Source organism: Acidovorax sacchari, from assembly GCF_042847045.1.
Taxonomy (GTDB): Bacteria; Pseudomonadota; Gammaproteobacteria; order Burkholderiales; family Burkholderiaceae_C; genus Paracidovorax; species Paracidovorax sacchari.
Genome location: NZ_AP035783.1, coordinates 5,207,086 through 5,220,059, shown reverse-complemented (window position 1 = coordinate 5,220,059; position 12,974 = coordinate 5,207,086). Strand labels below are relative to the sequence as shown.

The 12,974-nt window shown below is 69.8% G+C and carries 13 protein-coding genes and 1 riboswitch; of the genes, 8 read left to right on the top strand and 5 right to left on the bottom strand.

The genetic code is table 11. The annotated features are described in order from the left end of the window. Positions 1 to 53: 53 nt before the first annotated feature. The 4 genes from ACGHC0_RS23150 to ACGHC0_RS23135 form a co-directional block, all read right to left on the bottom strand. Positions 54 to 845 (bottom strand): molybdopterin-dependent oxidoreductase, encoded by a 792-nt coding sequence (locus ACGHC0_RS23150; RefSeq protein WP_415266888.1) that lies wholly within the window; start codon positions 843 to 845, stop codon positions 54 to 56. Next, positions 842 to 1,462, bottom strand: coding sequence for a cytochrome b/b6 domain-containing protein (locus ACGHC0_RS23145; RefSeq protein ID WP_415266887.1), 621 nt, complete (start codon positions 1,460 to 1,462; stop codon positions 842 to 844). Before ACGHC0_RS23145 ends, ACGHC0_RS23150 begins: the two co-directional genes overlap by 4 nt. A 69-nt stretch (positions 1,463 to 1,531) precedes the next feature. Continuing rightward, entirely contained in the window at positions 1,532 to 1,888 is a 357-nt protein-coding gene (locus ACGHC0_RS23140; RefSeq protein WP_415266886.1) for a hypothetical protein, read from the bottom strand. Between the two features lie 264 nt (positions 1,889 to 2,152). Beyond that, complete coding sequence (locus ACGHC0_RS23135) at positions 2,153 to 3,778, bottom strand: cryptochrome/photolyase family protein (protein WP_415266885.1); 1,626 nt, start codon at positions 3,776 to 3,778, stop codon at positions 2,153 to 2,155. Between the two features lie 68 nt (positions 3,779 to 3,846). Then, a riboswitch (TPP riboswitch) is annotated at positions 3,847 to 3,938 on the top strand. 93 nt (positions 3,939 to 4,031) lie between these two features. Here ACGHC0_RS23135 and ACGHC0_RS23130 point away from each other — a divergent pair. The 8 genes from ACGHC0_RS23130 (at position 4,032) to ACGHC0_RS23095 (ending at position 12,164) form a co-directional block, all read left to right on the top strand. Further along, positions 4,032 to 5,126, top strand: a complete 1,095-nt coding sequence (locus tag ACGHC0_RS23130; protein WP_368353162.1) for a long-chain fatty acid--CoA ligase — start codon at positions 4,032 to 4,034, stop codon at positions 5,124 to 5,126. Next, positions 5,123 to 6,613, top strand: a complete 1,491-nt coding sequence (locus ACGHC0_RS23125) for an acyl-CoA reductase (RefSeq protein ID WP_415266884.1) — start codon at positions 5,123 to 5,125, stop codon at positions 6,611 to 6,613. Before ACGHC0_RS23130 ends, ACGHC0_RS23125 begins: the two co-directional genes overlap by 4 nt. Further along, entirely contained in the window at positions 6,603 to 7,397 is a 795-nt protein-coding gene (locus ACGHC0_RS23120; RefSeq protein ID WP_415266883.1) for an ABC transporter ATP-binding protein, read from the top strand. The genes ACGHC0_RS23125 and ACGHC0_RS23120 overlap by 11 nt, the downstream gene beginning before the upstream one ends. Beyond that, complete coding sequence (locus ACGHC0_RS23115) at positions 7,394 to 8,185, top strand: ABC transporter permease (RefSeq protein WP_415266882.1); 792 nt, start codon at positions 7,394 to 7,396, stop codon at positions 8,183 to 8,185. The genes ACGHC0_RS23120 and ACGHC0_RS23115 overlap by 4 nt, the downstream gene beginning before the upstream one ends. A gap of 29 nt (positions 8,186 to 8,214) precedes the next feature. Beyond that, complete coding sequence (locus ACGHC0_RS23110; RefSeq protein ID WP_415266881.1) at positions 8,215 to 9,222, top strand: ABC transporter substrate-binding protein; 1,008 nt, start codon at positions 8,215 to 8,217, stop codon at positions 9,220 to 9,222. 32 nt (positions 9,223 to 9,254) lie between these two features. Then, positions 9,255 to 10,022, top strand: coding sequence for a 3-oxoacyl-ACP reductase (locus ACGHC0_RS23105; protein WP_415266880.1), 768 nt, complete (start codon positions 9,255 to 9,257; stop codon positions 10,020 to 10,022). 85 nt (positions 10,023 to 10,107) lie between these two features. Continuing rightward, entirely contained in the window at positions 10,108 to 11,376 is a 1,269-nt protein-coding gene (locus ACGHC0_RS23100) for a DUF2254 domain-containing protein (protein WP_415266879.1), read from the top strand. Between the two features lie 35 nt (positions 11,377 to 11,411). Then, positions 11,412 to 12,164 carry a tyrosine-protein phosphatase gene (locus ACGHC0_RS23095; protein WP_415266878.1) on the top strand — a complete coding sequence of 251 codons (753 nt, stop codon included), beginning with the start codon at positions 11,412 to 11,414 and terminating at the stop codon, positions 12,162 to 12,164. A 67-nt stretch (positions 12,165 to 12,231) separates the two neighbouring features. On the opposite strand, the gene ACGHC0_RS23090 is transcribed toward ACGHC0_RS23095, so the two are convergent. Beyond that, positions 12,232 to 12,702 (bottom strand): HU family DNA-binding protein, encoded by a 471-nt coding sequence (locus ACGHC0_RS23090; protein ID WP_013596763.1) that lies wholly within the window; start codon positions 12,700 to 12,702, stop codon positions 12,232 to 12,234. Positions 12,703 to 12,974: the final 272 nt, after the last annotated feature.

Here is a 12,974-nt window from a genome sequence, read left to right as displayed (position 1 = left end):
GTCGCCCGAAATGGACACGGTCGCGTTGTCTGCGGCGTCGAGTGCGGGTGCGCTCAACTTCCGCCGAACCAGTTGTAGCCCTGGTCTTCCCAGTAGCCGCCCTGGTAGGTATTGGTGACAAACATCGCCATGATGTTTTTCGGGTTCTTGTAGCCCAGCTTGGTGGGCATGCGCAGCTTCATGGGGAAGCCGTACTTGGGCGGCAGCGGGGCGCCGTCGTAGCTCAGCGTCAGCAGCGTCTGCGGGTGGAGCGCGGTCGCCATGTCGATGCTGGTGTAGTAGTCGTCGGCACACTTGAAGCCGATGTATTTCGCGCTGGTGTCGGCGCCGATGCGGTGCAGGAAATCGCGGAAGGACACGCCGCCCCAGCGACCGATGGCGCTCCAGCCTTCCACGCAGATGTGGCGCGTGATCTGGTCCTGCTGCGGCATGGCACGGAGTTCATCCAGGGTCCAGCGGTGCCTGTCGGCGACCATGCCGGTGACCTCCAGGCTCCAGCCTTCTTCCTTCACTACCCGCACCTCGTCTTCGCCGTAGTAGGCGTTGAAGGGAAAGGGCCGGGTGATCATGGCCTCGGAATAGGTCGGGGCCAGGCGGTTCGGATCGAACAGCCAGCCCTGCGCCTGGTCGTTGAAGCGGGAGATTCGGTTGAGCACGGCCTCGACGTCATCGTTGTCGCTGATGCTGCATCCGGTCAGCAATGAAAGGCCACCCAGCGTGAGCGAACCGCGCAGGAAGTTGCGGCGGGCTGTCGGCGCCATGCGTTTCTCGAGTATTCGGCGGGCCTCGGCCAGCGCCGCGTCGGCGTCGACATGGGGCAGAGTCCGGCGTTTGAAGATGTTCATGCTGCCGCCTCCTCGCCACGGGCGCTGAGCATGGTCAGCAGGGTGCGCGGCACCAGGGCCACCATGACCATATGCACCGCGATAAAACCGACCAGCAGTGCCATGCCGACGAAGTGGATGCGCCTTGCCAGCTCGTAGCCGCCAAGAAGGTCTCGCAGCAGGTGGAACTGCACCGACTTCCACAGCACCAGCCCCGACAGCACGATCACCAGGATGTCGACCATCACGAACAGGTATGCCAGCCGCTGCACGCTGTTGTAGTGGCGGGGATCCGCATGCGACAGGCGTCCTCGCAAGGCGGCCAGTGCGTCATGCAGGACCGCACGTGACGACAGTGGGAAGAACTTGCGGCGCAGGCGGCCGGTGAAAACGTTCATCGCGAGATAGAAGACGCCATTGCCGACCAGCAGCCACATCGCGGCGAAGTGCCACTGCAAGGCGCCTCCGAGCCAGCCACCGAGAGTGAGGCCGGTCGGGATAATGAAGTCGAAGAAGGGCGCGGCGTTGTAGATGCGCCATCCGCTGGCGATCAGGATCAATACCGCGAACGCATTCAGCCAGTGGCTGATGCGCGTCCACAGTGGATGGATCTGTCTCGATGTTGCATGGACTGTCATGGGAACTCCTGGCGCGGCGCACCGGACGATCCGGTTTGCGATGGAAGTTCGTGACAGGAGCGTCGCGGGTTACAGCCGGTGGATCTTTTTTTGAGGAACACCGGAAACCGATGGCTCACCCGGCTCCGCCCCGGACGGATGACGAACTTTAGAGACCATGCCCAGGGTGTCTGGCCGACGGGATGCCGGCCCGGCAGGTTTTAGCAGCGTGAGGCCAGTCGCGCCGGACGGCCCGCCATCGCTTTCGTACTTCAAATGCAAGGTCGGGGCCAGCGCCTGGGTGATCTGTGCGCGCAGCCATTCGTTTTCGACAGAGTCGAACATGTCCACCTGGGTGGGGTTGGCGATCACGCCGAGCGGGAGCTGGAAGATGTAGGTGCCCGAGGTGGCGCCGACGGGACTGCACCACTGGCCGTTGACCTGCACGAAGGTGGTTTTTCCGGGCTACGGCCAGGGAAATACGGAAGGGCCGAGTTGCTTTGGTGTGCCGCGCGACCGGGTCATCGGGCACGGCGCGGAGCGCTGCCGCGACCTGTTCGCGCGTTGAGCGCCACCATCACCATGAGCCCTTCCCGGGTCGGACGGTGACGCTCCGGCCGGATGGCGACGCGTCGTCAATGGGCGGGGTTTTGCCCGGGGGGGCTGCCTGGCCGTCTTGCATTGGCTATTTCCAATATTGCGCGCTGCGCATCAGTGGCGCCCCACCGGGAATCTTCCATCAGGCAAGGCGGCCCCGCCGTGCTCCCTCCGCAGTTCCTCCGCCCTTCGGCGTATTCCCTCCCTCTCTTCCGGCCCCATCGTCTCCAGCCGCGCCAGCTGTGCGGCCATGCGGGGCACGCCTGCCAGCAGTTCCCGGTGCCGCAGCAGGAAGTCCCAGTAGAGCGTGGTGAAAGGGCAGGCCGTGTCGCCCAGGAAGGCATCCGGGTCGTGGCGGCAGGTGGCGCAGGGGCCGCCCATGCGCTGGATGTACTTGCCCGTGGCGATGTAGGGCTTGCTGGCCATCAGGCCGCCGTCGGCGTACTGGGACATGCCGAGGGTGTTGGGCAGTTCCACCCATTCGACGGCATCGACATAGACGGCGAGGTACCACGCATGCACGGCCTGTGGCCGCACGCCCAGCAGCAGGGCGAAGAGGCCCGTCACCATGAGGCGCTGGATGTGGTGGGCGTAGCCGTGGTCCAGTGTCTGCCGGATGGCCTGGCGCAGGCATGCGAAGGGGGTTTCTCCGGTCCAGTACCAGGCGGGCAGGGGCGCATCGGCACCGAGCGCGTTGCGGTCCTGGTAGGACGGCATTTCGGTCCAGTAGATGCCGCGCACGTATTCGCGCCAGCCCAGGATCTGGCGGATGAAACCCTCGGCGCTGGGCAGCGGGACACGGCCGCTCCGGTAGGCGGCCTGGGTGGCAGCGACCACCTCGCGCGGATGGATCAGCTTAAGGTTGAGCGCCGCGGACAGGTGCGAGTGGTAGAGCCAGGGCTCGTCCGGCCACATGGCGTCCTGGAAGGGGCCGAACGCCGGCAGCCGGTGGTCCACGAAGTCTGCGAGCGCATGCAGGGCCTGTGCGCGGGTGACCGGCCAGGCGAAGCTCTCCAGCGACCCCGGATGGTCGCCGAAGCGCCGGGCGACCATTTCCAGCACCTCGCGGGTGATGGCGTCGGGCTCGAAGCGGCAGCGCCCGGGTACCATGCCCGGCCCCTGCGGACCGAAGGGGCGCCGGTTGTCCTTGTCGTAGTTCCAGGCACCGCCCTCGGGCTGGCGGCCGTCCATCAGGATGCTGTGGCGGCGGCGCATGGCGCGGTAGAAGGTTTCCAGGCGCAGCGGCCGTCCGGCCAGCTGGCGCCGGAAGTCGGCGAATTCGCGCACGGTGGCGAAGAAGTGGCGGTCGGGCCGGGTTTCCAGCGGCAGCCCGGCGCCGGCCGCAACGGCGGACAACGCCTTCCAGACGCGCCAGTCCCCGGGCGCGGTCATCACGAGGCGCTGCGGACGGTGCGTGCGGATCGCCGCGCGCAGCGCATCGGCCAGCGTGCGGCAGGGGGGCTCGCGGTCGTCGTCCAGGCGCCGGTAGTCCAGGGGGCGGCCCAGCGCCCGCAGCGCCTGCGCAAAATGCCGCATGGCCGCGAGAAAGAGGGCGATGCGCGGCCGGGAGGACCAGGCGTGCGTGGATTCCTCTTCCACTTCCGCCATCCACGCCATGTCCTGCTGCGGGTCGAAGCCGTCGAAGGCCGCTGCGTCCGGATCGAGCTGGTCGCCCAGCACGAGCACGATCGCGCGCACCGGCCGGGCGGGTGTCGTCGTGGCGGGCGCCGGTGATTCCATGCCCGGGAATATAGGCGGCCCGTAAGCCGCAGCGGAAGCAGGGCGTTTGGACGGCGGGTTAAGATGCCCGCAACGCTCCGGGGTGCACGCGTGTGCTGAGATCCACACCCGAGAACTTGAACCGGGTCATTCCGGCGGAAGAAGAGCTGTCACCACCATCCTCCAGCCTCCGCAGGCGCGCCGCGTGGCGTGCACGGCATGGCCGGGCGTGACCTTCGGAGCATCGTTCACAGGTCACGAAGGAAGAAGCTCCATGGACAAGGTCGCTGCGCTGGTCGCGGACATCCTCGCATTCATCGCGATGGAGGAAGAAGGCGGCTGCACCGACGCACAGTTCGACACGCTGGCTTTGCGGCTGTTCGCCCACCAGTATTCCGCCAACCCCGCCTACCGCACCTTCTGCCAGCGCCGCGGCGCGACGCTGCGCAGCGTGGAGCGCTGGAGCGACATCCCCGCGGTGCCGATCGACGCCTTCAAGGCGACGGAGCTGCGCAGCGAGCCGCCGCGGCCGGACGAGCGCGTGTTCATGACCAGCGGCACGACCCGGGGCGCAGAGGCGCGGGGGCGGCATTTCCACCCGCGGCTCGATGTGTACGACCTGTCGATGGCGCGCAATTTCCAGCGGCGCTTCATGCGCGGGGCCGGGCCCATGCCGATGGGCATCCTGTTCCCCGACGAGCACCTGATGCCGAATTCGTCGCTGGCGCACTACCTGGCGCTGGCGCGGTCCGTGTTCGGCAGCCCGGTCAGCCGGCATTTCGTGGGCGCGCACGGCATGCACGTGGTGAGCCTGTGCGCGGCGCTGGAGGCCGCGGAGCGCACCGGCACGCCGTACGCGCTGCTGGGCGCGAGCTACAGCTTCGTCCATTTGATGGAGGCACTGCACGAGAAGGGCCGCCGCTTCCAGCTGCCGCCGGGCAGCCGCGTGCTGGACACGGGCGGCTACAAGGGCCAGTCGCGCGAGGTGCCGCCGGAGGATTTCTACGCCGGGCTCTCTTACACGCTGGGCGTGCCGCGCGAGCTGTGCATCAACATGTACGGCATGACGGAGCTGAGCACGCAGTTCTACGACGACGGCAATGCCGTGGTGCCCTCGGTCAAGTCCGGGCCGCACTGGATCCGGTCGCGGCTGGTGGACCCGGCCACGGGACGTGACGTACCGCCCGGCGAGCGAGGCATCCTCGTGCATTGCGACCTGGCCAACTACAACTCCGTGACCACCATCCTGACCGAGGACGTGGGCGAATGGGCCGAGGGCGGCTTCCTGCTGCTGGGCCGGGCCGAAGGCGCGCAGGCCAAGGGCTGTTCGCTGGCGGTGCAGGACTTCATGCGGGCCACCGGGAAATGACATCCCAGGCGGCCACCGCGGTGCAGCGGGTGCGGGCGGGCTATCTGCCCGGCATCGAGGCGCAGGACGTGGCCTGGCAGGTGCTGCCCTTCGCCCAGGGCGCCGCCCGGCTGGAAGTGGAGGTGCCCGTGCTCACGCCCGCGCAGATGGACGCCCTGGCGTGCCGCGTGCGCGAGGCGGCCGCCCGCCATCTGCAGCCCATGGCGGTGGAGCAGGTCATCGATGTGATCGACCGTGCCATCGCCCGCCTGCTGGACCGCAGCGATCCGGCGCGGCAGCAGGCCGAGGCGCTGCTGCCCATCGTGAGCGGCTACGACGCCGAGATGGTGCGGCTGGGACTCACGGGTTTTTTCAAGACCTTCCGCGCGCCGCAGCTGCGCCGCTTCGTGGCGGAGGACTTTGCCAATCCGCTGGTGCTCGACGGCTTCCAGCCTGCGCCGAAGGGCGGCGCGGTACGCGCCTTCGGGCCGGGCCTGCTGGTGCACAGCTGGGCGGGCAATGTGCCGGCGCTGGCGCTCTGGAGCTTCGTGTGCGGCCTGCTGGTCAAGGCCGGCAGCATCGGCAAGCTGCCCAGTGCCGAGCCGCTGTTCGCGGGCTGGTTCGCGCAGCTGCTGGCCGAGGTGCACCCGCCGCTGGCCGGCTGCTTCGCCGTGGTGTGGTGGAAGGGCGCGGACGGCGACGATGCCGCGGCGCTCTATGCCCGGGCCGACACGGTGCTGGCCTATGGCGGCAACGATGCGCTGCATGCCATCCAGCGCCGCCTGCCCGTGACCACGCGCTTCCTGCCGCACGGGCACAAGCTGGGCTTCGGCATCGTTTCGGCCGCCGCGCTGGATGCGCTCGATGCGCCGGCCGTGGCGCGCCGGGCCGCGTGGGACGTCATGCGCTACGACCAGCAGGGCTGCTACTCGCCGCATGTGTTCTACGTGCAGCGCGGCGGCGCCGTGTCGCCGCGCGCCTTCGCGGGCTACCTGGCGGGCGAGCTGGCGCAGTTGCACCGGCGGTTTCCGCGCCGGGCGCTGGACATGGAGGAATCCGCCGCCGTGGCCAGCTGGCGGCAGGCGCTCGAATGGCAGGGCCTCTCGGCGGCCGGCGGCGCCGCTGCCGACGAACTCATCGGCACGCCCGATGACCCGTGGAGCGTGGCGTACTGCGACGCCCTGCAGCCGCTCGCGCCCACGGCGCTGCAGCGCAGCGTGCAGGTGGTGGCCGTGGATGCGCTGGGCGAGGTGCCGCACGCCATCGCCGGCCACGGGCCCTTGCTGCAGACCGCGGGCGTCGCGGCCACGCCGGAAGAACTGCGGTACCTGGCCGCGTTGCTGGGGGCGGCGGGCGTGACCCGCATCAGCGCCATCGGTGCGATGAGCGTGCCCGAGGCCGGCTGGCACCACGACGGCCGTTTCAACCTGCTGGACCTGGTGCGCATGGTGGAGATCGAGCAATCCGCCGAAAGCGCCGCAGAGATGTTCGCGCCCTATGCCGACTGAGACCGCGCCAGTGGACTGCGCCGGGCAGGTGCCCGGCGATGCCTTTCTCGACATCGAGCAGGCCGTGTTCGCCTACCCGGGTCGCGCCCCGGTGGTGGATGGCGTGAACTGGCGCATCGGCGCGGGCGAGGTGCATTGCCTGGTGGGCCGCAGCGGCTGCGGCAAGACCACGCTGCTGCAGCTGGCCGCGGGCCTGCTGCGCCCGCAGTCGGGCCATGTGCGCATGCAGAGCCGGGACGTTGTGGCGCCGGGCCCGCAACTGGGCTTCATGTTCCAGGCGCCCACGCTGCTCGAATGGCGCAGCGCCATCGACAACGTGCTGCTGCCGGTATCGCTGCAGCGCCGGCCGCAGGCGGCCGACGTGGAGCGCGCTCAGGCGCTGCTGGACCAGCTGGGGCTGGGCGCCCATGCGCGGCACCATCCGCGCCAGCTTTCGGGCGGCCAGCAAAGCCGCGTGGCGCTGGCGCGCGCGCTGGTCCTGGAGCCCGCGCTGCTGCTGCTCGACGAGCCTTTCGCGGCGCTGGACGCCATCACCCGCGCCGAGCTGCAGGACGACCTGCTGCATACCTGCCGGCAGCGGGGCACCACGGTGCTTTTCGTGACGCACGACATCACCGAGGCCGTGTACCTGGGCGACCGCATCGCGGTGCTGCAGGCGGGCCGCGTGGCGGACGACATCCGCATCGACCTGCCCGCGCCGCGCACCCAGGCCATGCGGCACGACGCGCCCTTCAACCGCCTGTGCGCACGCGTGCGCGCCGGCCTGGACGGGGTGGGCGCATGAGTGCATCCCGCGAGCAGGCCGTGCCTTCGTCTGCCTGGCCTTACCGCGCCCTGGGCGCCGCGCTGCTGCTGGCGCTGCTGGGCGCGTGGGAATGGGTGGCCCGGCATTCGGGGCTCTCGGCGCTCGTGCTGCCCGCGCCCTCGGCCATCGCGGCATCGCTCTGGCAGGGGCTGTGCACGGGTTATTTCGTGCCCCATGTGCAGGCCACGCTGGCGGCGCTGCTGCTGGGGCTGGCGGGCGGGGGGCTGGCGGGCCTGGCGATCGGTATCGCGCTGGCCGAATCGCCGCTGCTGGAGCGCGTGCTGCGGCCCTACGTGGTGGTCAGCCAGGTGGTGCCCAAGCTGGCGCTGGCGCCGCTGTTCGTGCTGTGGTTCGGTTTCGGCATTCCGTCCACCGCGCTCATCACCGGTCTGATCTGTTTCTTTCCGTTGATGGAGAACACCTTCACCGGGCTGCGGCAGACCGATGCGCAGCGCCTGCAGCTCTTTCGCATGCTGGGCGCCACGCGCTGGCAGACGCTGCTGCGCCTGAAGCTGCCGCTGGCGCTGCCGGCCGTTCTGGCAGGACTGCGCATGGCCGTGGTGCTGGCGCTGGTGGGGGCCGTGGTGGGCGAGTTCATCGGCGCCAGCCGGGGCCTGGGCGCGGTGGTGATCGCCGCGCAGGGGATGATGGACACGTCCCTCATGTTCGCGGCGCTGGTGCTCATCGCGGCCATCGGGCTGCTGCTCTACCAGGCCACGCTGTGGCTGGAGCGCTGGCTGCTGCGGCCCTATGCCGATCGTTCCTGACCCTTCTTTCCCTTTCCTCTCTCGACCCCATGCAACGACCTGAATTCCTCTCGCGCCGCACGCTGCTGGCGGCTTCCGCCGGGCTGGCGGCCACGCGCTGGGCGGGTGCCGCCACGCCGCCCGCGGCGGCCCCGGGCAAGATCACCGTCGCGGGCTGGAGCAAGCCTATCAGCGAGATCACCAACCTGCTGGCCGAGCCCGAGAAGGGCTTTTTCAGGGCGCGCGGCGTGGAGCTGGGCTACCTGCCCGGCGCGGGCGGCGGCGATGCGCTGCGCAATATCCTGAGCGGCCAGGGCGACGTGGCCTTCACCGATCCGGGCTCGTTCTTCATGGCGCTGGACAAGGGCGAGAAGCTCGCCGCCATCTACGACATCTACCCGCAGAACGTGTTCAACGTGGTGTCGCTGCAGTCCTCGGGCATCCGCACGCCGGCCGACCTGAAGGGCAAGCGCATCGGCGTGTACAGCCTCTCCAGCGGCACGCGGCAGAACCTGCTGGTGCTGCTGCACCAGGCGGGGCTGAAGGAATCGGACGTGACCATCGTGGTCACCGGCCTGCTCAATTTCGCGCCGCTGCTGCAGGGCCAGGTCGATGCCACGGCAGCCACCGACACGGGCCTGGCGGTGGGCCGCCGCAAGGGCCTGGGCGCCGTGAACGTGATGCAGGTGCGCGACTACCTCAATGTCTCCAGCGACCTTTTCGTGGTGCGCAGCGAGGTGCTGCTGCAGAAGAAGGCGCTGCTGTGGGCCTTCCTGCAGGGCTACCGCGATAGCGCCGCATGGATGATGGCCAGGCCCGAGGAAGCCGCCGCGCTGGCCGTGAAGGTCGCGATCGACGGCACGCAGCAGGACGCCAATCTGGAGGTGATCCGCCTGCGCAACGCCTCCGCGCAGCCTTCGGTGCCGGGGCAGCCGCTGGGCGCGTTCAACCTCGCGTCGCTGCAGAAGGCGGCCGATGCCTACCGCGCGCTGGGCCTGGTGCAGAACGGCATCCGCGTGGCCGACGTGGTGGACGCCAGCCTGCTGCCCGCCGCGTGAACCCGCCGGACTTGAGGAGCGAGGAGCACCCCATGAAGTTCAAGGGCCAGGTCGTGCTGGTGACGGGCGCGAGCCGCGGCATCGGCGCGGCCATCGCGCGGGCTTTCGCGCAGGAGGGCGCCACGGTGGTGGTGAACCATTTGTCCAACGACGCGGCGGCTGCCGAGACGGTGGCAGCCTGCCGCGCCGCCGGCGGCGATGCCTGGGCTGCGCGCGCCGACGTGGGCGATGCCGATGCGGTGCGCGCGATGGTGGACGCGGTGGTGCTGGAGGCCGGCCGCATCGACGTGGTGGTCAACAACGCTTTCCGGCCCTATGCCTTCGATGCACGCCGCCGCACGCTGTTCGACGGCCTGGAGTGGAGCGACTACCAGGCCCAGTTCGACGGCGCCGTGGGCGGGGCTTTCAACGTCTGCCAGGCGGTGCTGCCGCACCTGCGCCAGCGCGCGCGGGGCAGCATCGTGAACATCGCCACCAACCTGGTGGAGCACCCCGTGGTGCCCTACCACGACTACACCACGGCCAAGGCCGCGCTGGTGGCCTTCAGCCGCAACCTGGCGGCCGAACTGGGGCCCGTGGGCATCCGCGTCAACTGCGTGGCGCCGGGGCTGGTCTATCCCACGCAGGCGAGCCAATCGACGCCCGAGGCGCTGCGCGATGCGATCACCGCCGCCACGCCGCTGCGGCGCATCGCCCGGCCCGAGGACGTGGCGGGGCCGGTGCTGTTCCTGGCCTCGGAGTGGAGCGGCTTCATGACCGGGCAGGTGCTGTTCGTCGATGGCGGGCTGGTGATGAAGTGACCGTGCGCTGAAAGAGGCTCCAAATGCGGCGCCGGCCTACAGGATGCGCCGTGCTTCCGGGGCGCGGTTTGCGGATAGTCGGGCCATGTCCGAGAAACTGCTCTTTTTCCTGCAGAGGCTGGTGCGCAAGACCTGGCTGCGCTGCGCGCTCTTCGCCCTGGCGGCCTTCGCCGCCGTGATGCTGGCCGCCTGGCTGGGGCCGTACATTCCCGACGGCGTGGCGCTGAAGCTGGGCTCCGACGCGCTCGACAGCCTGCTGAACATCCTGGCCTCCAGCATGCTCACGGTGTCGATCTTCTCGGCCAGCACCATGGTGGCCGCGTTCTCGGCCGTGGCCAACAGCGCCACGCCGCGCGCATCGCAGCTGCTGATCGAGGACTCCACCGTGCAGAACACGCTGGCGGTGTTCATCGGGGCCTTTCTCTACGGGGTGGTCGCGCTGGTGGGGCTGCACGTCCACTTCTATGGCGACGGCGGACGGCTGGTGCTGTTCGGATTCACGCTGCTGATCCTGCTGGGCGTGGTCGTGGTGCTGTTGCGCTGGATCGACTACCTGTCGGTGCTGGGGCGGCTGGGCGAGACCATCCGCCGCCTGGAGGCCGCCACGTGCAAGGCCATCGACCAGCGCCTGGCGAAGCCCTTCCTGGGTGGGCGCCGGCAGCGGCCGGGCGAGCGCGGTGCCCATGCCGTGCGCAGCGATGCCACCGGCTTCGTGCAGCACGTGGCCATGGACCTGCTGCAGGCCCGCGCGGAGGCACTGGAGGGCATGCTCCACCTGCACGTGCTGCCCGGTGCCTTCGTCGCGCCCGACACCGTGCTGGCCACCAGCGACAGGCCCCTCGACGATGCCGCGCGCGACGCCATCCTGAAAGCGGTGCTGATCGGCCCCGGCCGCAGCTTCGACCACGACCCGCGCTACGGCTTCGTGGTGATGGGCGAGGTGGCGGCGCGGGCCATGTCGGCATCCATCAACGACCCCGGCACCGCGCTGGACGTGATGGGCGCGGGCGTGCGCACGCTGGCCCACTGGGCGCACGGCCAGCGGGCGGCCGACCGCGAGGCCGGGGCCGCTGGAGAGCCTGTGCCTGCCTGCGATCGCGTGAGCGCGCCCGCGCTGCGGGAGGCCGGCATGGTGGAGGATGTGTTCGAGCCGCTGGCGCGCTACGCGGCGGCGTCGGTGGAGGTGGGCGTGGCGCTGCAGCGTGCGCTGCATTCGGTGGGGGCGCTGCACCCCGCGCTGCGCGAGCCGAGTGAGCGCCTGTCGGCCTACGCGCTGGAGCGCGCCGACAGGGTCGACCTGTGCGGCAGCGACATGGCGGCGCTGCAGGGCGCCGCGCGGGGGACGCCCAGGTGATTTGAAGTCGCGGGCGCTTTCGCTACAGTGCCGGCATGGCTTCTTTCTCGCGATCACTGCCCCTGGCGGGCGCCACCAATTTCCGGGACCTGGGCGGCTATGCCGGCCAGGACGGGCGCACGGTCCGCTGGCGCCGCATGTTCCGCTCCGACCACCTGGCATGGCTCACCGCGCAGGACGCCGACACGCTGGCGCCGCTGGGCCTGGCGCGTGCGATCGACTTCCGCGGCGAGGCGGAAAGCGCGGCGCTGGCCTATGCCCTGCCCGGCGTGGCCTACCATCCGCTGCCGATCGAGCCGACCGTGGTGCAGCGCGCCAAGGACATGGCGCTGGCCAACCGGCAGATCACGCCGGCCATCGCCGTCGAGCTGATGCAGGACACGTACCGCGCCTTCGTGTCCGACAACGCGGCGCAGTTCGCCGCGCTGTTCGGGCACCTGCTGCAGAGCGACGCGCCGCTGGTCTTCCACTGCACCGCGGGCAAGGACCGGACGGGCTTCGCCGCGGCGCTGATCCTGCTCGCGCTGGGCGTGTCGCGCGACGTGGTGATGCAGGATTACCTGCTCACCAACAGTCTCTACCAGCCACCGGCGCATTTCACGGGCACCGCGCCGACGGAGGTGATGAATGTGCTCTGGCGCGTGCAGGAGGAGTTCCTGCATGCCGCGCTGGACGCGGTGGACCGGGACCATGGCGGGCTCGACCGTTACCTGGCAGCGCGCCTGGGCGTCGGGCCCGCGGAGCGGGCGCGGCTGGCGCAGATGTACCTGGACCCGGCGGGCGGTTGAGCGCGGCGGCGGCCCCATGAAAAAAGCCGGCATGCGCCGGCTTTCTTCATGCCCGGGGAGCCCGGTCTCAGACCGTGGCGTCCTTGAGCTTCTTCAGCGCGCGGGTCTTGATCTTGACCGATGCGGGCTTGGCGGGGAACCAGCGCTCTTCGCCCGTGAACGGGTCCTTGCCGAAGCGCTTCTTCTTGGCGGGCACTTGCTGCAGGCCGATCTTCATCAGGCCGGGCAGCGTGAATTCGCCGGAGCCCTTCTTGTGCACCGAGCCCAGGATCGTGGCTTCCAGCGCGGCCATCACGGCCTTGGCGGCCTTCGGCTCCACGCCGGCCTGCTCGGCCAGGTGCGCGATCAGCGAGGTCTTGGTGAACGTGGCCTTCAGGGGCTTGAGCGCTGCGGGCGCGGCCTTCGCTGCAGGTGCTGCCTTGGGAGCAGCGGCCTTCTTCGCGGGAGCAGCCTTCTTCGCAGGTGCCGCGGCCTTCTTCACCGCGGGAGCGGCCGCCTTCTTTGCCGGGGCGGATGCGGCTTTCTTTGCAGTTGCCATGGTTGGTTTTCTCGTGTTGACGTATTGAGGATTCCAGACGGGCTGGTCGGCGGATTCTATGGCGTTTGCCCGCCTGTGGCGCGGGTTGCACGCGCTTTTAGGGCTGCAAGGTGCGCGCAGCCTCGCATCCGCGGCCTCCGGAGCGTGCGCGAAGCGGTGCGAAAAGCCTGTAATGGTTGCGTGGATGCAGGGGCTGGCCGCGTTGGTGGAGCCGCGCAATCGCGTTAAGCTGCCATCCACGGGGCCGGTGCCCCGGCGCAACGCAGCGGTAT

Bases quoted from the DNA above. Each gene is read 5' to 3' on its own strand.
- ACGHC0_RS23150 (WP_415266888.1), bottom strand. From the start codon at position 845: ATGAACATCTTCAAACGCCGGACTCTGCCCCATGTCGACGCCGACGCG.
- ACGHC0_RS23145 (WP_415266887.1), bottom strand. From the start codon at position 1,462: ATGACAGTCCATGCAACATCGAGACAGATCCATCCACTGTGGACGCGC.
- ACGHC0_RS23135 (WP_415266885.1), bottom strand. From the start codon at position 3,778: ATGGAATCACCGGCGCCCGCCACGACGACACCCGCCCGGCCGGTGCGC.
- ACGHC0_RS23130 (WP_368353162.1), top strand. From the start codon at position 4,032: ATGGACAAGGTCGCTGCGCTGGTCGCGGACATCCTCGCATTCATCGCG.
- ACGHC0_RS23125 (WP_415266884.1), top strand. From the start codon at position 5,123: ATGACATCCCAGGCGGCCACCGCGGTGCAGCGGGTGCGGGCGGGCTAT.
- ACGHC0_RS23120 (WP_415266883.1), top strand. From the start codon at position 6,603: ATGCCGACTGAGACCGCGCCAGTGGACTGCGCCGGGCAGGTGCCCGGC.
- ACGHC0_RS23115 (WP_415266882.1), top strand. From the start codon at position 7,394: ATGAGTGCATCCCGCGAGCAGGCCGTGCCTTCGTCTGCCTGGCCTTAC.
- ACGHC0_RS23110 (WP_415266881.1), top strand. From the start codon at position 8,215: ATGCAACGACCTGAATTCCTCTCGCGCCGCACGCTGCTGGCGGCTTCC.
- ACGHC0_RS23105 (WP_415266880.1), top strand. From the start codon at position 9,255: ATGAAGTTCAAGGGCCAGGTCGTGCTGGTGACGGGCGCGAGCCGCGGC.
- ACGHC0_RS23100 (WP_415266879.1), top strand. From the start codon at position 10,108: ATGTCCGAGAAACTGCTCTTTTTCCTGCAGAGGCTGGTGCGCAAGACC.
- ACGHC0_RS23095 (WP_415266878.1), top strand. From the start codon at position 11,412: ATGGCTTCTTTCTCGCGATCACTGCCCCTGGCGGGCGCCACCAATTTC.
- ACGHC0_RS23090 (WP_013596763.1), bottom strand. From the start codon at position 12,702: ATGGCAACTGCAAAGAAAGCCGCATCCGCCCCGGCAAAGAAGGCGGCC.